Raw genomic sequence first — 22,070 nt, 5'->3', positions numbered from 1 at the left:
AAAAGCGAAGAAAAGGACTGTCAGAATGGACAATATTGTTGTAGCCAATAAAGCAACCTCCGAACTTACTGCCAACACGTGGGGCGATCTTTCACTCAATTCACCCTCCGTTGTTCAAATGCCCGTTCCACCCAGCCAAGTCGCTTCGGTCTCCCGAAATGGGCAAGACCTGGTGGTTAATTTGAAGAATGGCGAACAGGTCAAAGTTGCCAACTTCTTCAGTACCGCGCCGGAAGGCCCCACCAGCGACATGGTGTTTCAGGGCGAAGACGGCACCCTGTGGCAGGCGCAGTACGACGCTCAGTCCTTCACCGGCTTTACCTTCGACGAAGTCAGCTCTCTGGATGAGCTCATCGCCGGAGCCGGCGTGGTGGGGGGGACGACCCCCACCTTTGCGATTGCCGGGCTGGGTCTGTTGGGCGCGGGCGGTGCGGCGGCGGCAGCGGGCGGGGTCGCAGGTGGCGGTGGTGGTGGCGGCGGTGGAAATGCCGCTGACACGTCAGCTCCCGTGGCCCCGAGCAATCTGCTGGTCAGTGCAGACGGGACGTCCCTGACCGGCATCAGTGAAGCCGGCGCGACCGTTCGGGTTCGCAACAACGCTGGCACCCTGCTCGGCAGCGGTACCGCGGCGGCAGACGGAACATTCAGCCTGTCGCTCAACCCACCGCAAACCGACGGCCAATCACTGACCGTTGATGCGGTCGACGCGGCTGGAAACGTCTCCCCGCCGGCTCAAGCGCTGGCACCGGACATCGATATCACCCCGCCTGGCGACACTACGCCACCCGATGCGCCGGCCAACCTTGCCGTCAGCGCCGATGGCACGCGCGTTACCGGTTCCGGCGAAGTCGGCGCCACCATCCAAGTGCGCGCCGCCGACGGGACCCTGCTGGGCAGCGGCATCGTCGCAGCGGACGGGACTTTCAGCCTCGGGCTCAACCCTGCGCAAACCGACGGCCAGTCGCTGACCGTGAATGCGGTCGACGCCGCCGGCAACGCCTCCCTGCCGGCTCAGGCGCTGGCGCCGGACATCGATATCACCCCGCCCGGCGACACCACGCCACCCGATGCGCCGGCCAACCTTGCCGTCAGCGCCGATGGCACGCGCATTACCGGTTCCGGCGAAGTCGGCGCCACCATCCAAGTGCGCGCCGCCGACGGCACCCTGCTGGGCAGCGGCATCGTCGCAGCGGACGGGACTTTCAGCCTTGGGCTCAGCCCCGCGCAAACCGATGGCCAGTCGCTGACCGTGAATGCGGTCGACGCCGCCGGCAACGTCTCCCCGACGGCTCAGGCGCTGGCGCCCGACATCGATATCACCCCGCCTGGCGACACTACCCCACCCGATGCGCCGGCCAACCTCGCCATCAGCGCCGATGGCACGCGCATCACAGGCTCCGGCGAAGTCGGCGCAACCATTCAGGTGCGCGCCGCCGATGGCACCCTGCTGGGCAGCGGCGTCGTTGCGGCAGACGGCACTTTCAGCCTCGGGCTCAGCCCCGCGCAAACCGATGGCCAGTCGCTGACCGTGAATGCGGTCGACGCCGCCGGCAACGTCTCCCTGCCGGCTCAGGCGCTGGCGCCGGACATCGAGATCACCCCGCCTGGCGACACCACGCCACCCGATGCGCCGACCGGCATCGCGATCAGCGGCAATGGCTTGATCGTGAGTGGCCGTGGCGAAGCCGGCAGTATCGCCAGCGTCATCGATGCAATCGGCAACGTACTCGGCACGGCCGTCGTGGGCACTGACGGGCTGTTCAACATCACCCTGAACGCGTCACAAATCGCCGGTCAGTTGCTGCAGCTCACCCTGACCGATGCCGCCGGCAACATCTCCGCCAACGTGGCACTGCAAGCACCGGACACCACCGCGCCGGTGACGCCTTCGAATTTCGTCCTGTCGGCCGACGGCCTGATCCTTACAGGTGTTGCCGAAGCGGGCGCTCGCATCCTCGTGCGCACTGCGTCGGGGGCAGTTATTGGCGTCGCCCGCGCCGGTCTCGACGGCACCTTCAGCGTGACCCTGGACATCGCGCAACTCAATGGCGAAAAACTCAACGTCAGCGCCACGGACTCGGCGGGCAACTCCGCCTCCGCCGAGCTGACCGTCGCCGACACCACGCCCCCCGCCCAGGTCACCGATGTGGTGATCAGCGCGGACGGCACGCAGGTCTCGGGTAAAGGAGAAGCCGGCGCGACAGTGACCTTCGTGGCCAACGGCACGCCAATCGCCACGGTGGTCGTCGGCGCCAATGGCACCTTCGCCACCACCCTGACTCCACCGGTCAACCCCGGCGATCTGGTGCAAATCATCCAGACCGACAGCGCAGGGCTGCCGTCCACCGTGCTGGCGGTCACGGCGCCCGACGCCATCGGCCCGACCACGCCTTCCGGTCTGGTCATCAATGGCGACGGCACCCAGCTGACCGGCACCGCGAGCGCCGGTTCGGTGGTCCAGGTGCGCGATGCCAACGGCGTGCTGCTCGGCAGTGCGACCGTGGGCGGCAATGGCAGCTTCACCGTGGTGCTCAACCCGGGCCTGGCCAACGGCGAAGTGCTCGACGTGGTCGCGGTCGACGGTCAGGGCGAAAGCTCGGTCACCGTTCCCGTCACCGCGCCCGACGTCACCGGTCCTTCCGCTGCCACCGATCTCAGCATCGCCAATAACGGCCTGATCCTGACCGGCCGTGGCGAACCCGGTGCGACCGTTTCGGTACGGGACGCCCTTGGCATTGTCATCGGCACCGGCGTGACGTCCGCAACCGGCAACTTCACCGTCACACTCGCTTCTGCTCAAACCAATGGCCAGGCACTGCAGGTGGTGCTGAGCGACGCTGCCGGAAATCCGTCCGTTGCCACCCCCGTCAGCGCACCAGACCTCGACGGCCCGCTGCAGCCCGCTGCGATCAGCATCGACGCCAGCGGCACAACGCTGACCGGCACCGGCGAGGCCGGGGCAACGATCACCGTCACCACCCTCGACGGCACGGTGCTCGGCACGGCGATCGCTGCCGCCGACGGTCGCTTCAGCGTGACGCTGAACAGCCCGCAGAACAACGGCCAGACCCTGCTGATCGGCGCCAGTGACGGCACCGGCAACCTGGCACCGTCGGTAAGCTTCATCACCCCCGACACCCAGGCGCCTGCGTCGCTGACCGGCGTTGTCCTCGACGGCACGGGTCTGGTCCTCACCGGTACCGGTGAAGCCGGCGCAAGCCTCACGGTGCGAGATGCGGCCGGCAACGTCATTGGCAGCGGCCAGGCCGGGCCCGACGGCAGCTTCTCCCTGACCCTGACGACCGCTCAAACCGACGGCCAGTTGTTGCAAGTCACCCAGATCGACGCTGCAGGCAACCAGTCGGTGGCCGCTCCGGTCACGGCGCCCGACGTCATCGCACCGGGAGCTGTGACCAACCTCAATCTGTCGGCCAACGGTTTGATCGTCACCGGTAACGGCCAGAGCGGCGCCACCGTCACCGTCAAGGATGACCTCGGCGCAACGCTGGGCAGCGCGGTGGTCGGCAGTGACGGGCGCTTTGAAGTGACGCTTTCCAGCGCGCAGATCAACAATCAGCCCCTGAGCGTCACGCAAGTCGACGGCTCGGCCCTGGCCTCTCCCGCCACGCCATTGCTGGCGGCGGACATCCAGGCCCCCGACGCCCCCACCGGCCTCATTCTTGGCACCGATGGCCTGACGCTCAGCGGCCAGGGCGAGCCCGGCGCCACCGTCAACGTGCTCGACGTCAATGGCAACGTGCTGGGCACCGCCACGGCCGACCCGCTGAACGGCCGCTTCGACGTCCTCCTCAACGCGATCCAGGCCGACGGCCAGGTGCTGCTGGTCAAGCAGACCGACGCCGCCGGCAACATCTCCCCCGCCTCCTCGCTCAACGCGCCAGACACCACTGCGCCGGGCGCGCCCGCCGGGATTACCATCAGCAACGACGGCCTGACCGTTTCCGGAACAGGCGTTGCGGGCGATACCGTTCAAGTGCGGGATGTCAGCGGGACCCTGCTGGGCTCGGCCATCGTGGGAACCAACGGCATTTTCGCGGTGACCCTGAGCCCGCCGCAGCTAGACGGTCAGGTGTTGAGCGTGACCCAGACCGACGCCAGCACCCTGCCCTCGCTGGCCGGTTCGGTCACGGTACCCGACCTCACCGCGCCGCCCGTGCCAAGCGGCCTGACGCTGGATGCCGCCGGGCTTTTGACCGGCACCACCGTGCCCGGTGGCTCGGTGAGAATTCTCGATGCCGCTGGCGTTGAGATCGGCACTGCCGTTGCCGGGGCGGACGGGATTTTCATCTTTAACGTTGCGCCGATCCTGAGCAACGGCGAGACGGTGCAAGTGGTCGCCACCGATGGTGCCAACGATTCGCTGGCGACCCCGGTGCTCGCACCGGACACCACACCACCGGTCGATGTGACGAATCTGGCGATCAGTCCGGACGGCGCGAACGTTTCCGGGGTCGGCGAACCCGGCACCACCGTCACCGTTCGCGGGCCGGGCAATGTCGTGCTCGGCACCGGCACGGTTGGCCAGGACGGTACGTTTGTTATCGGCCTCATTCCGCCTGCTGCAAACAACACCAACGTCGACGTCATCAGCACCGACGCCATCGGCAACGCCTCCAACGCGGTCACCCTCCCAGGGCCGGACGGCACCCAGCTGGCGACTCCCAGTGACCTGGCCGTCAGCAGCGACGGCTTCATTCTCACCGGCGCCGCAACCCCGGGCAGCACGGTGAACATCCTCGACAGCAACGGCGTCAGCCTGGGCAGCGGCAGGGTCAACAGCTTCGGCCGCTTCAGCATCCTGATGCGTTTCGCTCAATTGAACGCGCAGAGTTTGCACGTCGTCTCGACCGATGACGCAGGCCACACCTCGGTCACCGCGCTGGTGGTCGCCAATGACCTCACAGCACCCGACGCGCCGGCGGGTCTGACCATTAATGGCGATGGCAGCGCCGTCACCGGGCGCGGTGAAGCCGGTGCGACGGTGACCATTACAAACAGTGGCGGCACCGTGCTGGGCGCCGGCACGGTTGCGCCCAATGGCACATTCGTCATCGCACTGACGCCGCCCCAACTGGATGCCCAGCCGCTCACCGCCACGCAAACCGACCTGGCGGGCAACGTGTCGCAAACCGGCAGCATCAGTGCGCCGGACCTGAAGGCGCCCGATGCCGCCACCGGTGTGACCATCAACAACGTCGGCACCGTGGTCAACGGCGTCGGTGAAGCCGGCGCGACCGTGACCATTCGTGATGCCGCCGGCAACGTTCTCGCCACCGGCATCGTCAACCAGAGCGGCCAGTTCCAGGTCACGCTGCCGAACGCCGTGACCACCGGTGAACCGCTGTCCGTCACCCTGGCCGACGTGGCGGGCAACGTCTCGGGCGTCGCAAGCCTGACCACGGTGGACACCACCCCGCCGGCGCTGCTGCAGAACCTGCTGATCAGCGCCAACGGCAGCACACTGACCGGCACCGGTGAGGCCGGTGCGACTGTTAGCGTCCTCGACATCACCGGCACGTTGCTTGGCACCGCCCTTGTGGCCAGTGACGGCACCTTTACCGTGACCCTCGTTCCTGCACCGACTAACGGCCAGGCCCTGGACATCAGCCAGACCGACCCGAGCGGCAATGTCTCGCCGTCGATCAACCTCACAGCGCCGGACATCAGCCCGCCCGCCGCCCTCACCCAAGTGGCGGTGAACGCCGACGGCCTGACCGTGACCGGCCGGGGCGAACCTGGCGCGACGGTATCGGTGCGCACGGCTGGCGGTGCCCTGTTGGGCACCGCGCTGGTGGCCGCGAATGGCGCGTTCAGCGTCACCCTGACGACCGCGCAGCTCAATGCCGAAGTGCTGACCGTCACCCAGGAAGACCCGCCCGGCAACGTCTCGACGGCGGTCAACGTGACGTCCGTCGACCTCACGGCACCGGACAGCCCGATCGCCCTGCTGCTCAGCGGCAGCGGCGTGCAACTGGCAGGGAACGCAGAAGCCGGCAGCACCGTGACCGTGCGCGACGCGGCCGGTAGCGTGCTGGGTTCAGGCGTCGCCGGGGCCAATGGTGTGTTCCAGGTCACCCTGTCCAGCCCCCAACTCAACGGCCAGAGCCTCAGTGTCACGGCCACTGATGCGGCCGGCAATGTCTCGGTGGCAGCGCCTTACCAAGCCGCCGACACCGTCGCGCCCGCCGCCGTCAGCAACCTCGCGGTCAGCGCCGGTGGCCTGACCCTGGGCGGTATCGGCGAGCCCGGTGCGACAGTGGTGGTGCGCGATGCCAATGGCAACGCGCTGGGCACCGCGACCGTGGCCGCCAATGGCAGCTTCACCCTCGGTCTGACCCCGGCGGCAGTGGCCGGCGGCACGTTGACCGTGGTCCAGACCGACGCCGCCGGCAATGCTTCCGACGCCAGCACGGTGGTTGCGCCCGGCAATCTCGCCGAACCGGCGCCGGTGAATCTCGCCCTCAGCGCAGACGGCCTGACGCTGACCGGTACCGCCAACGCCGGCAGCACTGTCAGCGTCCGCACCGCCTCGGGTGTGCTGCTGGGCACGGCGCTGGTCAACGGCGACGGCACGTTCAGCGCGCCCCTCAATGCCGCGCAGCTCAACGGTGAATCGCTTGCGGCCATCGCCACGTCCAGCGACGGCATCAACTCGCTGGCCACCGGTTACCTGGCGGCGGATGTCACCGCGCCCGGGCAGCTCACCGAGCTGATCCTTAACGCCAACGGCGTCACCCTGACCGGCCACGGCGAAGCGGGCGCAACGGTGACGGTGCTCGGCGCTGGCGGGGTCATCCTGGGTACCGGGCAAGTGGGCCTCGACGGTAACTTCTCGCTGACGCTGAACCCGCCGCAGATTGCCGGCCAGTCCCTGAGCATCAGCCAGACCGACCTCGCCGGTAATGAATCGGCCAGCCTCGCGCTGACCGCCAGAGACCTGATCGCCCCGAATGCGCCGCTCGCCCTGTCGGTGACGGCAGACGGCGCGATGCTCTCGGGCACCGGTGAGCCTGGCGCCACGGTCAATGTGTTCAACGCCAGCGGCGAGCTGGTGGGCTCCGGCAGCGTGCGCATCGACGGCACCTTCCAGCTCGCCCTCACCACCCCGCAAGCCAACGGCGAACTGCTGGCGGTGACCCTGACTGACGCGGCCGGGAATATTTCCCTGCCTGCCAGCCTGACCTCGGTCGATACCACTGCGCCGCTGGCCCTGACGCAGCTGAGCATTTCCAGCGATGGCGCAACGCTGACCGGCCGCGGTGAAGCCGGGGCAATTGTCACAGTGACCAACGACCTCGGTACCGTGCTCGGCACGGCAACGGTGGGCAGCACCGGGGCCTTTACCCTGGTGCTGGTCCCGGCGCTGTCCAACGCCGAAGTGCTGACGCTGGTGCAACGCGATGCCGTCGGCAACGTGTCACCCCAAGCCAGCCTGACCACCCCGGACTTCACCCCGCCCGACCCGCTGGACAACGTGCGCATCAACGCCGCCGGTGCGGTGGTCACCGGGACCGGTGAAGCCGGCGCCACCGTCACCGTCCGCGACGCCGGCGGCACGCTGCTCGGCACCGCCTTGGTTCTGGCCGACGGCACGTTCAGCGTCACCCTCACCACCCCGCAGATCAACAGCCAAGTGCTGAGCGTTCAGCAGGCCGACCCACCCGGCAATGTCAGCGTGCCAGCGACGGTCACTGCGCCGGATTTGACCCCGCCAGCCGTCGCCACCGATCTGCAGTTCAATGCTTCCGGCAGCGTGCTGAGTGGGAGCGGCGAAGTCGGTGCGGGGGTGCGCATCACCTTGGCAGATGGCACGCTAGTCGGCACCGGCACCGTGGGCGTCGATGGCACGTTCCTGATCAACCTGTCACAGACGCAAAACGCCGGTCAGCCGGTGTTTGTCGTGCTCACCGACGCCGCCAACAATGTGTCGGCTGCGGGCTCCCTGGCTTCACCCGACCTGACGCCGCCCGCACCCGTCACCAACGTGCAAATCGATGACACCGGCGCAGTGGTCAGCGGCCGCGGTGAGGCAGGTGCCAGCCTGTTGATCACCGATGGGGCAGGCAACCTCGTCGGCACCGGCGTGGTGGGTGTGGATGGCAATTTCGCGGTCTCGCTGTCGGTGCCGCAAATCAACGGCGAACTGCTGTCGATCGTGCAACGTGATGCTGCGGGCAATCCGTCCGTTGGCGCGCCCGTTACCGCCCCCGACAATACCCCGCCCGCGCTGCCGGTCCTGGCGCCGCTGAGTGGCGACGGCCTGATCCTGACCGGCACCGGTGAAGCAGGCGCCACGGTCAAAGTGACCAGTGCCACCGGCGCCAGCCTCGGCACCACCACGGTGTTGGCCGACGGCTCGTTCAGCGTCACGCTGTCATCTGCCCAGCTCAACGGCGAGACGCTCAACGTCACCCAGACCGATGCGGCCAACAACGTGTCCGGCACGGTGGTTTACCGGGCCGACGACGTCACCGATCCGCTCGCCGTGACCAACCTCTCCGTCAGCCAGGACGGCCTGACCCTCAGCGGTCGCGGGGAACCCGGGGCCACGGTCTCGGTGTCGGTGGCGGGCACGCCGTTGCCCGGCACCGCCATCGTGCGCGCGGACGGCACGTTCAGTTTTGCGCTGGCGCCCGCGCAGCTTGATGGCCAGTCGCTGTCGGTGGTGCAGGTTGATGCAGCACTCAACGATTCGACGCCGGTGGCGGTCACCGCACCGGACATCACGCCGCCAGTGATTCCGACGTTCATCTCGCTGACCGGCAATGGCACGATCCTGCAAGGAACTGCCGAAGCCAACAGCACGGTGACCGTAAGGTCCGCCGACGGCACGTTGCTGGGCTCCACGCGGACCGACGCCGGGGGACGTTACGAAGTCGGGCTGAATCCTGCGCAGGCCAACGGGCAAGTCATCTCCGTGACTGCAACGGACGCGGCCAACAACGCTTCCGCGCCGCTGGTTTACACAGTGCCGGACACTCAGGCGCCTGATCCTGTCAGCAACCTGACCATCAGCGCCGATTACCTGCTGTTGGCAGGCCGCGGTGAAGCGGGCGCGATCGTGACCGTCAAAGACTCCCTCGGCGTCACGCTCGGCACCGGGCAAGTGGCGGCCAACGGCACCTTCGTGGTCACCCTGGCCCCTGGCGTCACGGCCAACAACGTGCTCACGGTCGGTCAGGTGGACGCCAGCAACAATGTATCCGGGACGCTCAACCTCACCGTGCCCGTGACCCCGCCACCGAATGCGCCGACCAATCTGCAGGTCAGCGCCGACGGTCTGAGCGTGACCGGCAGCGCCGCAACGGGCACCACCATCACGGTGTACAGCGCAACAGGCGCCGTGCTCGGGACGGCGGCCACCGCTGGCGGTACGTTCACGGTGACCCTCAACACCGCACAAACCAATGGCGAAAGCCTTGGCGTGACGGCGAGTACCGGAGCAGGTGGCGCATCGTTGCCGGCTGCGGTGGTGGCGGCTGACACAACGCCACCGGCTGCGCTCAGCGACCTTGCGGTCAGCGCCACCGGTACGCTGGTGACGGGACGTGGCGAAGCCGGGGCGACGGTGACCGTTACCACCGCCGCGGGCGTTACGCTCGGCACCGCCGTGGTCAATGCCGGCGGTACGTTTGGCGTCTTGTTGAACCCGGCGCAAGCCAACGGTCAGGTGCTCAACGCGTATCAGACCGACAGCGTGGGTTTGCAGTCCGGCATATTGCCGGTCACCGCCCCCGACATCACCGCGCCGAATGCACCCGCAGCGCTGGTGCTTAATGGCGCCGGCACAGTCCTGACCGGGATTGGCGAAGCCGGCGCGACGGTCACGGTGCGCAGCAGCCTCGGCGTCGTACTCGGCACGGCAACCGTTGCACTGGACGGCAGCTTCACGGCTAACCTTTCGACGGCGCAGCTCAATGGCCAGGTGCTGACGGTGAGTCAGCGTGACGTCGCCGGTAACGTCTCGTTGCTGGCAAACCTCAGCGCCGTCGACACCACGCCACCCGCTGCGCTGACCAACGTCGCGCTGAACGGCGCAGGCTTGCAGGTCAGCGGCAACGGTGAAGCAGGCGCGACCGTACGGGTCACCAATGCCGCAGGCGTCGTACTGGGCACTGCAGTTGTCAACGCGGCAGGCGGATTCGTTGTATCGCTCTCCACTGCTCAATTGAACGGCCAGGTGCTGAGCGTCCAGCAGGCGGACGTGTCGGGTAACGCATCAGTCGTCGCGACGGTCAACGCCCTCGACCTTCAAGCGCCGAATGCACCTTCCGCTCTGGTGTTGGCTGCAAACGGTCTGTCGCTGAGCGGCAGCGGTGAAGCCGGCGCGACGGTCAACGTGTTCAACGCCGGTGGTACGCTGCTGGGGACCACAACGGTGGGCGCAGGCGGGACGTTCAATCTCACTCTCAACGCCGCACAACTGGACGGCCAGGCACTGACGGTGCGTCAGGTGGACGTCGCCGGTAACGTGTCGGCCGCCGGCAGCCTGGTGGCGCCTGATACCACGGCCCCCGTCGCACCGACGGCGGTGAGCATCAACGCCAGTGGCTCGGTGGTCACGGGCACCGGTGTTGCGGGGTCGACGGTGACCGTGCGCAACGCACTCGGGGTCGTCCTCGGCAGCGCGACAGTCGCCGCCAACGGCAGCTTCTCGGTGGCGCTGAACGCCGCGCAGATCAACAACCAGGTGCTGAGCATCACCCAGGCCGATGCCGCGGGGAACGTGTCGCTTTCGGCGAGCGCCATTGCGCCTGACCTGACACCCCCCGCTGCACCCACTGCGCTGCTGGTCAGCGTCGATGGCCTGACCGTCAGCGGCACGGGCGAAGTCGGTTCGACGGTACAAATCAAATCCACCGGCGGCGCGGTAATCGGGACGGGCACCGTCGGGGCCACGGGAATCTTCAGCGTCACCCTCGCCCCCGCGCAAATCAACGGCGAAACCCTGCTGGTCAGCCTCACTGACATCAAGGGCAACCTGTCGGTGGTGGCCAACGTCACCGCGCCGGACATCGACGTCAACACGCTGGTGATCGCCAGCGATAACCTGGCCACCGCCACCGTCAGCCTCGTGCCGGTGAAGACCACGCAGAACGTTGCGGACTCCTTCACCACCTTGTTGGCCGGTTTCTCCAAGGCGTTCGTGTTTACGGTCAACAGCGGCACCAGCCTCGACCCGACCCTGACGTTGACCACCGGTAGTGCCGTGTCCTTGCTCGACGGCGTGGTCTATACGCTGCAGGTGAAGAACGCCAGCGGCAATTGGGTGACCCTGGACGTCAATGGCAACGGCGGCCTGCTCGATCTGGTGGCGCTGACCGGCCAGGGCGTGCGGGTGAACATCGGCGATCTGCTGGGCGGCGATTACCGGCTGGTCGTGTCGAGCACCGGGATTGGCGTGGTGACCAACGTCACCACGCAGCTGCAGCTGGACGTCACCAGCCTGACCCAGTTCAACGGGGTGGCCGGTGCCCCCGTGATCGGCAACGTCATCACCAACCCTGGCATTGATGGCCAGGCAGACGTGACCGGCCCGGACAACGGCGCTGTGTTGCAGGTGCTGAAAAACGGCAGCTACGTCACCGCCAGCGCGGGCACCACAGTGCAAGGCCTGTACGGCACGTTGACCATCGACGCCAGCGGCAACTACAGCTACCGGCCCGACGGCGCGGTCACCAGCGTCGGCAAAGTGGATGTCTTCAGCTATCAGCTGGTGCACCCCAATGGCCTCAGCGACACCGCCAATCTGTACGTGCGCATCGACAGCCCACAGGCTACCGAGGTGTGGAGCGATACCAGCCTGGCCAGCCCGGCCCTGGTGGTCGATGCCACCAACGACATCGCAGTCAGTGACATCACGCTGGTCAACAAGGAGGTCATCACTACCACGGCGCTGGGCCCGTTCATCGTGCCGGTGCTGGGCGGCAGTGGTTCATGGACCACCAGCGTGGCGGCCGGTGCGATCAGTGACCTGACGGTAGTGGTCAACTCCTCCAACCTGCTCAGCCTGCTCGGGTCCCTGACCCTGGGCCTGTACAAGCTCAACACCGCCACCGGCCAGTACGTGCTGGTCAAGAACTACAGTGGTGGTTCGCTCGCCAATCTGGGCGGCGGCAATTACGCCGCGCGCTTCGATGACCAGGGACCTGGCAGCTATCAGGTCAAACTCGCCGCCGGGGGCGTCGGTGTCGCCAGTACGGTCAACATCAGCCTGACCAACGACGCCACCTACACCAATCAGTTCGTGGTGGGCAGCTACACCCCGGTGGCGGGCAATCTGCTCACCGACACAGCCGGCGGCGGCGCTGATGTACTGGGCTCGGCGTACACCGTGCTCAACGTGCTGGCGGCCGGCAGTTACGTGACGCCGGGCTACAACGGCACCACCATTGTCGGCACCTACGGTTCGCTGCTGGTGCAGGCCGACGGGCGCTACACCTACACCCTGACGCCGGGCCAGCCCGATGCGGTCATCGGCCGTGAGGAGGTCTTTACCTACCAACTCAAGCACCCCAATGGCACCACCGACACGGCGACGCTGACCATTGATCTGGAACAGGCCGGTGCCGTCGCCACTACCTCGTTTGCCGCGCTGTCCACCGTAGCGAGCGGCGATGATCACAGCGCCACGGCCATCGCCACCACCGGTGCCGATCTGATCCAGGGCACCGCCGGCAATGACACCCTGGACGGGTCCCATGGTGGGGCGGTCACCCTGCAGGGCGGCGCCGGCAACGACACGCTGATCATCGCCGACCAGCATTTCGCCTCGGTCGATGGCGGCACGGGCACCGACACCCTGCTGTGGGCCGGGGGCGACGCGACCATCAACCTGGGCGATCTGCAGAGCCGGATCCACAACATCGAGGTGCTGGACCTGAACCACACCAGCGCCGTCGCGCTGACCATCAGCCTGGCGGACCTGGTGTCCATTACCTCGGCCGACAGCAACACATTGATCATCAAGGGAGGCAGCGGAGACAGCGTGCACATGACCAACACCTGGGTCGCCGGCGGCGCGCAACAGGCCGATGGCGTCGATTACACCCAGTACACGCCGCAAGAAGATCCAACCCATCATCTGTGGGTGCAGAACGGTATTCACGTCGTCTGATCAGCCTGCCCTCTGGCGCTGCCGGAGGCGGGGTTCAACCGGCCGATCAATGCGCTCGGCCGGTTGATTCAACAAAAGGGAAGCTCTGTATTCGTACAGTAAGGAAGCCATGTGGAGCGCGTTCGCAAGCAGAAATGGACGGCGGTCGCCCTGACCGTCGGCCTGTGTCACCCGATTTTTTCCATTGCGCTGGCGGAGGATCAGATCGATCCCGGCCTGCGCAGCATCAGCCCTTCCCGCCTGCAGGCGAAGCCCGCGGATCAGCGGAGCAAGGGCGACGGTCGTGAAGGCAGTCACCAAAGCAATGCCAAAGGCGGTTCCGGGCCCGCAGCGGTCGGGGTCAAGGAAGACAGCCAGACCCTGGGCCTCGAACAGGCCGTCCGGCTCGCCGTTGACTGGCACCCCAGCATCAGCGAAGCGATCGGCACCTTGTATCAACAGGCCGAGGGCATCAACGTGGCCGAAGCCGGTTACTACCCGCAGATCTCCGGCGGAATAAAAGGCGGCTACACCAGCGGCTATGGCAGCGACGACGGCAGCCAGTCGGTGAGCATCTCCCTCAAACAGATGCTCTACGATTTCGGCAAGGTCTCGAACGCAGTCGAGGCGGCCCGTGCCAAGGCCGCCCGCAGTCAGGCGAGCATTCTGCTGGCGATCGATCAGGTCAGCCGCGACACCGCGTTCGCCTACATCGAAGTCCAGCGCTATCAGCGTCTGGTGGACATTGCCCGGGAGCAGATTCGCGGCATCGGCGATATCGTCGAGCTGGCCAAGCAGCGCAGCGACATGGGCGCGAGCACCCGTTCCGACGTGGTTCAGGCGCAGTCCCGGGCCGAGGGCGGCATGGCGACGCTGCAAGAGTACAAAGCGTTGTATGCACGCTGGCAGTCGACGCTGACCAATCTGCTCGGTCGGCAGACCCCGCCCCAGGTCAGCAGCACCTTCAGCGCCTCGATGACCGACGCCTGCACCGCCCCCATCAGCACAGACGCCCTCCCCGCCGTGCTGCAAGCCGCCGCCCAGCGCACCCAGGCCCAGGCCGAACTGGCCCAGGCCAAGGCGGAAGCCTACCCGACGCTGTCGTTGCAGCCCTCGGTCAACCAGTTTCTGGACGATCATTACGACGACCAGAACTCGACGATCAATCGCACCCAGGCGGGGATCTTTCTCAATCTGGAAGTGCCGATCTATCAGGGTGGCGCCACCAGCGCCCGCAGCCGCGCCGCCAACTACGCCCTGACCGCCGCTGACTCCGCCGAGGACGCCGCACGCCTGCAGGCGCGGCAAGGGCTGGGCGAGGCGCAGGCGCAGACGTCCGGCCTGACGCGCCGGCTCAGCTCGCTGGAATCCCGGCAGAACAGCATCACCGAAGCCCGCGAGCTGTACGGCCGGCAGTACCTGGAACTGGGCACCCGGCCGCTGCTCGACCTGCTCAACGCCGAGCAGGAAATCCACCAGTCGCGCTTCGACTTGGCCAACACCCAGGCTGACCTGCGCCGTCTGCAGATCGATTGCCTGTACAACAGCGGTGCGCTGCGCCGCGCGTTCGGCATCGATCACAGCACCATCCAGCACGTGGAGATCCTGCCATGACCGAGACCGTCGTCATTCCTGAAGCGCCCGCGGCAGGCCCTGATCGTCCGGACTACGCGCCGTGGCTGGAGGCCATCCTCACCGTCGCCCGGCATTACCGCCTCGACGTGTCACCGGAAAGCATCCGCCTGGCCTCGGCCAACAGCGAGGGCCGAGTCGAAGAAGTGGTCCGCTACATGGCGCGGCAGGCGGGCTTGAGCGTCAAGTTCGCCCGTTACGACCGCAAAAGCCTGTCCCGCTGGCGCACGCCGCTGCTGGTGCAATTGCGCGACGGCCAGGTCGGCGTGATCGAAAGCGTCAGCGAGCAAGGCGAACTGGGCATCGCCTACAGCGGCGACCAGGGCCTGCAGAGCCGCATCGACCCGGCCGTCCTCGCCGAGCACGCCCTGCGCACGGTGGTCCTGCGGCCGATTCAGCCCCTCAGCGACGTGCGCACCGACGACTACATCAAGCCCTACGACGAGCATTGGTTCCGGCGCATCGTGCTCAGCGACCTGCGCCCCTACCGCCAGGTCATGCTGGCGTCGCTGGTCGCCAACCTGCTGGGCATGGCGGGCGTGCTGTTCTCCATGCAGGTCTACGACCGGGTGATTCCGGCCGAATCCCTGCCGACCCTGTACGTGCTGTTTGGCGGCGTGATGCTGGCGCTGGTGTTCGACTTCGTCATGCGCATCATGCGTCTGCGCATCACCGACGTGATGGGCAAGCGCGCCGATCTGCGGGTCTCGGACCTGATCTTCGGCCACGCCCTGCGCTTGCGTAACTCGGCGCGGCCGAAATCCACCGGCTCGTTCATTTCGCAGCTGCGCGAGCTGGAGCAGATCCGCGACCTGATCACCTCCAGCACTGCGACGGCGCTGGCGGACATGCCGTTTTTCTTTCTGTTTTTGCTGGTGTTCTACCTGATTGGCGGGCCACTGGTGTTGATCCCTTTGGTCGCGCTGGTGGCGATGGTGCTGCCCGGCGTCCTTGCCCAACGCAAGCTGGCGCGGCTGGCCAATGCCTCGATGCGCGAAGCCGCACTGCGCAACGCCATGCTGGTGGAAACCGTGCAGGGCATGGACGACATCAAGGCGCTGCAGGCCGAGCAGCGTTTCCAGCAGCAGTGGAATCACTACAACGCCGCGTCGGCCGACAGCAGCCTGAAACTGCGCTCGCTGACCAACAGCCTGGTGGCCTGGACCCAGAACGTGCAGGGCGCGGTGTTTGCCGTGGTCATCGTGTTCGGTGCGCCCATGGTGATTGCCGGCGACCTCACCACCGGCAGCCTAGTGGCCGCCTCGATGCTGGCCTCGCGGATGATGGCGCCAATGGCGCAGCTGACCCACGTGCTGACCCGCTGGCAGCAGGCGAAGGTTGCGCTGCAAGGGCTCAACCGGCTGATGCAGATGCCGGTCGATCACCCCGAAGGCAGTCAGCGCGTGCATGTGCCCGCCATTCGTGGTGACTACGTGTTGCGTCAGGCCGGCTTCAAGCACAGCGAAGAGGCCGCGCCTGCCCTGAGCGGCATCAACCTGAACATTCGGCCGGGCGAGCGCGTCGCCATTCTCGGGCGCAATGGCGCAGGCAAGTCCACGCTGCTGCAGGCGCTGGCAGGCTCGATGGATTTGTCCAGTGGCGAAACCACCCTGGACGGCATTGCGCTGGCCCACCTTGATCCGGCCGACCTGCGCCGGGACGTCGGGCTGATGTCCCAGCAGGCGCGGCTGTTTCACGGCACGCTGCGGGACAACCTCACCCTCGGCGCCGGCCAGGCCAGCGATCAGGAGATCATCGCCGCGCTGTCGGTGACCGGCGCGCTGGAATTTGTCCGCCAGTTGCCCAAGGGCATGGACCACCTGATTCTTGAAGGCGGCCTGGGGTTGTCCGGCGGTCAGCGTCAGAGCCTGCTGCTCTCACGCCTGTTGATTCGTCAGCCCCAGGTGCTGCTGCTGGACGAACCCACCGCCTCGCTGGACGACATCACAGAACGCCAGTTGCTGGAAAAACTCTCGACCTGGTGTCAGGGCCGCACCCTGATCGTCGCCACCCACCGGGTCAGCCTGCTGCAACTGGTGGAACGGATCATCGTGCTGGACAACGGCCGCATCGTCATCGATGACCACCGCGACGCCGCCCTCACCCGACTCAGACAGCCGCAAGGAGCGCAGGCATGAACGCACTGACCACGGAGCAAACCCCACGGCTTGGCGATCAAGTCACGTACCTCGACGGCCAGGATGAACGCAGCATCACCGGGAGCGTGCGGGTGATCTGGACGTGCGCGCTGATGCTCGCGTGCTTCCTTGCCTGGGCGGCCTGGTTTCAGGTGGTGGAAGTGTCCACCGGCACCGGCAAGGTGGTGCCCAGTTCCAGGGAGCAGCTGATTCAGTCCATGGAGGGCGGGATCATCAAGGAGCTGAACGTCAGCGAAGGCACGCTGGTGGAGCGCGGCCAGGTGCTGGCGCAGCTCGATGCGGTGAAGAGTGAGTCGAACGTCGGCGAGAGCGAGGCGAAGTACCGGGCGGCGCTGGCCAGCGTCAACCGGCTGCAGGCCGAAGTCAGCGAGAAGCCGCTGACGTTCGATGCGTCGCTGGACAAGTACCCGGAGCTGCGTCGCGCCGAAACCGACTTGTTCAACGCCCGGCGCAGGGGCCTCGGCGAAACCCTTACCGGCATCGAGAGCTCGCTGAAGCTGGTGCGCAGCGAACTGGCGATCACTGAGAACCTGGCGAAAATCGGAGCGTCGAGCCGGGTCGAAGTGCTGCGCCTGAACCGCCAGCGCTCCGAGCTTGAGCTCAAGGCCACCGAGGCGCGTTCTGAATACATGGTGCATGCCCGCGAGGACTTGGCCAAAGCCAATGCCGAGGCGCAGATGCTGTCAGCGGTGATCCGCGGCCGCAGCGATTCGCTGTCTCGCCTGACCTTGCGCTCGCCGGTGCGCGGCATCGTCAAGGACATCGAAGTCAGCACCATCGGCGGGGTCGTGCCGCCCAACGGACAGCTGATGCAGATCGTCCCGCTGGATGAGCAACTGCTGATCGAAACGCGCATCTCGCCCCGGGACATCGCGTTCATCCACCCCGAGCAGCAGGCCAAGGTGAAAATCACGGCCTATGACTATTCGATTTACGGCAGCCTCGACGGCAAGGTGGTGACCATCTCGCCGGACACGATTCAGGATGAGGTGAAGCCGGAAATCTTCTACTACCGCGTGTACATCCGCACGGACTCGGACGTACTGCGCAACAAGGCCGGCAAGAGCTTTGCCATCGTCCCCGGAATGATCGCCACGGTGGACATCCGCACCGGTGAAAAAACCGTGCTGGATTACCTCATCAAACCCCTCAACCGCGCCCGCGAAGCGCTGCGTGAGCGTTGATCAGTTGACCGCGAGGTGGGTCGGCGCTGGCGTGGCCGGCTTGGCCTGAGCCATGTAACGGGTCCACTCGCGGTTGATTTCGTTGTACGGCATGAAAATACTGATCCGTGGCTGGTTGGCCAGGTCCGGGCGCTTGATCTTGGCCAGGTCGCTGGAGGTCAGCAATGCCACGGTGATCCCCACCACCTTGCCGTCTGCCGCGAATACCGGGCCGCCCGACATGCCCTTGGCCACCGGGCCATCATGGGTGCCGTACATCACGTTGCCTTCTTTGGCGTCCAGGCGAATCATCGCCGGCAGGGCGCGGCCTGTGCCTTTCACCGACATGTAGGCGGAGTTGTAGCCCACTGAGGTGAGTTCTTCACCCGGCTGGTACGAGCGCCACATCGGAACGGAATCGGCCTTGTGCTTGAAGAACTGTACGTCGCCTTGCCCCTGGAATACCGCGCCGGAGATGTAAGGGATGTGCTTGACGGTGACGGCGTAATCTTCATTCCACTGGATCGCGGTGCCCATCAACAGATAGGGCAGCGGCGCACCGGAATGGACGACGAAGGCTTGGTCAAAGACAGGATCCTGGGTGAAAGCGGTGGGCATTCCGTTGCACCCGCTGATCAGCACCGAGGCTGCAACAAGTGACTTGAAGGGGCGCATTTTTTTCCGTGGGCATGAGTTGAAGGCGCAGTGAATATGTCATTGAGCCATCACTTAATCAATAGGCTAAGACTACCGCCCGTCTTGTTCTGATGCATTTAATTCATTGGATCCAACCTGTTTGACTTTATCGAACGATAGAGCTGCTCGATTAATCACTCATTTGAATAAATTTCAAAAAACCAGGGATTTTTCTGAATTAATTGTGTCAGGGTCCTATCTGATGCAGATGGGCCTGCCACTATTACGACAGCACACCACCTCTTTCGAGTGTATGCGCTGCCGTGGGTCGCAATGCCGATCGCCACAACGTCGCAACGTCACACTTCTAGCTGCCGGGACTTTTATGAGATCACGCAAGAAAACCGTCAACCCGATCGGGTTGCAAGACATCACTATTGTCGACGATGCCAAGATGCGGAAGGCCATCACCGCCGCCGCGCTGGGTAACGCAATGGAATGGTTCGACTTCGGCGTCTACGGCTTCGTGGCCTACGCACTGGGCAAGATCTTCTTCCCCGGCGCCGACCCCAGCGTGCAGATGATCGCGGCCCTCGCGACCTTTTCCGTGCCCTTCCTGATTCGCCCCATCGGCGGCGTGTTTTTCGGCGCCATCGGTGACAAGTACGGGCGACAGAAAGTCCTCGCCGCGACCATCGTCATCATGTCCTTGAGTACCTTTGCCATCGGACTGATTCCCTCGTATGAATCGATTGGCATCTGGGCGCCGATCCTTTTGCTGCTGGCGAAGATGGCCCAGGGCTTTTCGGTCGGAGGCGAATACACCGGCGCCTCGATCTTCGTCGCTGAATACGCGCCGGACCGCAAACGCGGGTTCCTTGGCAGCTGGCTGGATTTCGGCTCGATCGCCGGTTTTGTGCTGGGTGCCGGCGTGGTGGTGCTCATCTCGTCCGTGGTCGGCGAGGAGAAGTTCCTCGAATGGGGCTGGCGTCTGCCGTTCTTCCTCGCCCTGCCCCTGGGCATGATCGGCCTCTACCTGCGTAACGCGCTGGAAGAAACCCCGGCGTTCCAGCAGCACGTTGAAAAGCTCGAACAGGGTGACCGCGAAGGCCTGGCACACGGCCCGAAAGTCTCGTTCAAGGAAGTCGCGACCAAGCATTGGCGCAGCCTGCTGACCTGCATCGGCGTGGTCGCGGCGACCAACGTCACGTACTACATGCTGCTCACGTACATGCCGAGCTACCTGTCCCACAACCTGCATTACAGCGAAAACCGCGGCGTCCTGATCATCGTGGCGATCATGGTCGGCATGCTGTTCGTGCAGCCGCTGATCGGTTTCCTCAGCGACAAGATCGGCCGTCGCCCCTTCATCATCGCTGGCAGCATCGCGCTGCTGGTGCTGTCGATTCCGGCGTTCAAGCTGATCAACAGCGGCCAGTTGGGCCTGATCTTCGCCGGTCTGCTATTGATCGCGGTGATCCTCAACTTTTTCATCGGTGTCATGGCGTCGACGCTGCCGGCGATGTTCCCCACCCACATCCGCTACAGCGCGCTGGCCAGTGCCTTCAACGTCTCGGTGCTGATTGCCGGCCTGACCCCGACCGTGGTCGCCTGGCTGGTTGAAACCACCCAGGACCTGTACATGCCGGCGTACTACCTGATGGTGGTAGCGGTAGTGGGCCTGATCACCGGCCTCACCATGAAAGAAACCGCGAACAAGCCTTTACGTGGCGCCGCGCCGGCGGCGTCGGACCTCAACGAAGCCCGTGAGCTGCTGCAGGAGCATCACGACAACATTGAGCAGAAGATTGAAGACATCGACACGCAGATTGCCGAGTTGCAAGCCAAGCGCGAGACGCTGGTTCAGCAGCACCCGCGTATAGATTGATTCTGGTGGGACCGGCTTCAGCCGGGAAGAGGCCGGTTTGTACACCATCAGTGTTGTGGTGTAACACACGACCCCTTCCCGGCTAAAGCCAGTCCCACGACCCCTGCCGTTCGCGGTCATTTGAAGAATTTGTCGGAACCGCTGCGCCCCTCTCCCGGTCAGGTCTTGCATGAGCATTCAACCGCTGCTGTGCAGACACAGACAGCCGGACAGAGAACTGAAAGGCAGCCTTCCCCATGACCGACATCCTCGACCACCTGCCCCCCGTACTGCGACCGCAAAGCGAGCGCATCCTGGCTGATATCCATGCGTCGGGCTCGACCATTGACGCGGTCAAGAACGGCGCTCAGGCCAACGGCTTCGTGCTCGGGCTGTGGTGCTGCGGCGGCATTGACGCGCAGCAGGCCGACGCGCTTTCCGAGTTCTACGACAAGGTCGTGGAATGCCGGTTGAAGCGGCTGACACTCGGGTTGTCCTGAACCGCTTTTATGCCCCGGCCTGAACGCCGGGCGCTTCCCTTTTATTTTTAGTCATTGTCAGCGGATGACCTGTTGACCAACGGAGCCACACCATGCGATCCAATACCTCCTTCCTTTTCGACCTCGACGGCACCTTGACCGATAGCGTTTACCAAAACGTCACGGCATGGAAGGAAGCCCTTGATTCAGAGAACATTCCACTGGCGATGTGGCGCATCCACCGCAAGATCGGCATGAGCGGCGGCTTGATGCTGAAGATGTTGTCCCGTGAAACCGGGATGGAGATCACTGAGGCGCAGGCTGAGCGGTTGAGTGAAAGGCACGCTGAGGCGTATGAGAGAACTCAGGATCAGATCATTGCGCTGCCGGGCGCCGTGGAGTTGTTGAAGACGCTGGACGATGAGGGTTTTCCCTGGTGCATCGCGACCAGTGGGGAGATGTCGACGGCGCGGATCAATCTGAAGGCGTTGGGGCTGGAGCCGGAGCAGATCAATCTGATCACGCGGGATGATGTGAAGAGTGGCAAGCCGGACCCGGATTTGTTTGTGACGGCGGCGAAGAAGATTGAGGCGAGGATCGAGGATTGTCTGGTGGTGGGTGATGCGATCTGGGATATGTTGGCGGCGCGGCGGTGCAAGGCGACGGGGATCGGGCTGTTGTCGGGCGGGTATGACGTGAGCGAGTTGGAGCGCGCCGGGGCGTTGCGGGTGTATGAGGATCCGCTGGCGTTGCTGAACCACCTCGATGAGATCGCTACGCGCGAGTAGCTTTGCAGCTTTTTTTAAGGTCAAGATCAAGATCAAGGGCGTCTGCCTGGGGGCAGACGTTTCGCCTTCGGCGAGTTACTTGGAAAAGCACCCCAAGTAACCAAGGGTGCTTGCTCCTGGTTGGGCCCGACTTCGTCGGGTTCCTTCACTCCGGTCTCGCTCCGTGGGCCCGCCGCCATCCGCCATCCATGGCGGGGGGCGGCTCTCGCGGCATCCATGCCGCTCGGCC

The 22,070-nt window shown here is 65.4% G+C and carries 8 protein-coding genes; 7 read left to right on the top strand and 1 reads right to left on the bottom strand.

Annotated elements, in window-relative coordinates; translation table 11 throughout:
• The first annotated feature begins 25 nt into the window (after positions 1-25).
• From SLW74_RS21410 to SLW74_RS21395, 4 genes are all read left to right on the top strand, one after another.
• Positions 26-13,138 carry a BapA/Bap/LapF family large adhesin gene (locus SLW74_RS21410; protein WP_410930026.1) on the top strand — a complete coding sequence of 4,371 codons (13,113 nt, stop codon included), beginning with the start codon at positions 26-28 and terminating at the stop codon, positions 13,136-13,138.
• Positions 13,139-13,249: 111 nt separating this feature from the next.
• A complete protein-coding gene (locus SLW74_RS21405) occupies positions 13,250-14,731 on the top strand; it encodes a TolC family outer membrane protein (RefSeq protein ID WP_410930025.1) in 1,482 nt (493 codons plus the stop codon).
• Positions 14,728-16,887 carry a type I secretion system permease/ATPase gene (locus SLW74_RS21400; RefSeq protein ID WP_065991608.1) on the top strand — a complete coding sequence of 720 codons (2,160 nt, stop codon included), beginning with the start codon at positions 14,728-14,730 and terminating at the stop codon, positions 16,885-16,887. Before SLW74_RS21405 ends, SLW74_RS21400 begins: the two co-directional genes overlap by 4 nt.
• On the top strand, positions 16,884-18,092 hold the full coding sequence (locus tag SLW74_RS21395) for an HlyD family efflux transporter periplasmic adaptor subunit (RefSeq protein ID WP_065991607.1): 1,209 nt from the start codon (positions 16,884-16,886) through the stop codon (positions 18,090-18,092). Before SLW74_RS21400 ends, SLW74_RS21395 begins: the two co-directional genes overlap by 4 nt.
• Here SLW74_RS21395 and SLW74_RS21390 read toward each other — a convergent pair whose 3' ends face one another.
• Positions 18,093-18,689 carry a serine protease gene (locus tag SLW74_RS21390; RefSeq protein WP_244160408.1) on the bottom strand — a complete coding sequence of 199 codons (597 nt, stop codon included), beginning with the start codon at positions 18,687-18,689 and terminating at the stop codon, positions 18,093-18,095.
• 403 nt (positions 18,690-19,092) lie between these two features.
• Between SLW74_RS21390 and proP the strand changes: the two genes are divergently transcribed.
• The 3 genes from proP to SLW74_RS21375 all read left to right on the top strand — a co-directional run bounded on the left by proP (position 19,093) and on the right by SLW74_RS21375 (position 21,841).
• The gene (proP, locus tag SLW74_RS21385; protein ID WP_192131440.1) at positions 19,093-20,595 is read left to right on the top strand and encodes a glycine betaine/L-proline transporter ProP; all 1,503 of its coding nucleotides are present in this window, start codon (positions 19,093-19,095) and stop codon (positions 20,593-20,595) included.
• Between the two features lie 236 nt (positions 20,596-20,831).
• A complete protein-coding gene (locus SLW74_RS21380; RefSeq protein ID WP_410930024.1) occupies positions 20,832-21,074 on the top strand; it encodes a hypothetical protein in 243 nt (80 codons plus the stop codon).
• Between the two features lie 92 nt (positions 21,075-21,166).
• A complete protein-coding gene (locus SLW74_RS21375; protein WP_410930023.1) occupies positions 21,167-21,841 on the top strand; it encodes an HAD family hydrolase in 675 nt (224 codons plus the stop codon).
• Positions 21,842-22,070: the final 229 nt, after the last annotated feature.

Source organism: Pseudomonas sp. W5-36 (assembly GCF_046540455.1).
GTDB lineage: Bacteria > Pseudomonadota > Gammaproteobacteria > Pseudomonadales > Pseudomonadaceae > Aquipseudomonas > Aquipseudomonas graminis_B.
Note: the sequence above shows the minus strand (reverse complement) of the source record. Positions and strands in the feature narration are given on the sequence as shown.

What these genes read in the sequence shown, in the direction of transcription:
- SLW74_RS21410 (WP_410930026.1), top strand. Translation starts at nt 26, where the DNA reads ATGGACAATATTGTTGTAGCCAATAAAGCAACCTCCGAACTTACTGCC.
- SLW74_RS21400 (WP_065991608.1), top strand. Translation starts at nt 14,728, where the DNA reads ATGACCGAGACCGTCGTCATTCCTGAAGCGCCCGCGGCAGGCCCTGAT.
- SLW74_RS21395 (WP_065991607.1), top strand. Translation starts at nt 16,884, where the DNA reads ATGAACGCACTGACCACGGAGCAAACCCCACGGCTTGGCGATCAAGTC.
- SLW74_RS21390 (WP_244160408.1), bottom strand. Translation starts at nt 18,689, where the DNA reads ATGCCCACCGCTTTCACCCAGGATCCTGTCTTTGACCAAGCCTTCGTC.
- proP (WP_192131440.1), top strand. Translation starts at nt 19,093, where the DNA reads ATGAGATCACGCAAGAAAACCGTCAACCCGATCGGGTTGCAAGACATC.
- SLW74_RS21380 (WP_410930024.1), top strand. Translation starts at nt 20,832, where the DNA reads ATGACCGACATCCTCGACCACCTGCCCCCCGTACTGCGACCGCAAAGC.
- SLW74_RS21375 (WP_410930023.1), top strand. Translation starts at nt 21,167, where the DNA reads ATGCGATCCAATACCTCCTTCCTTTTCGACCTCGACGGCACCTTGACC.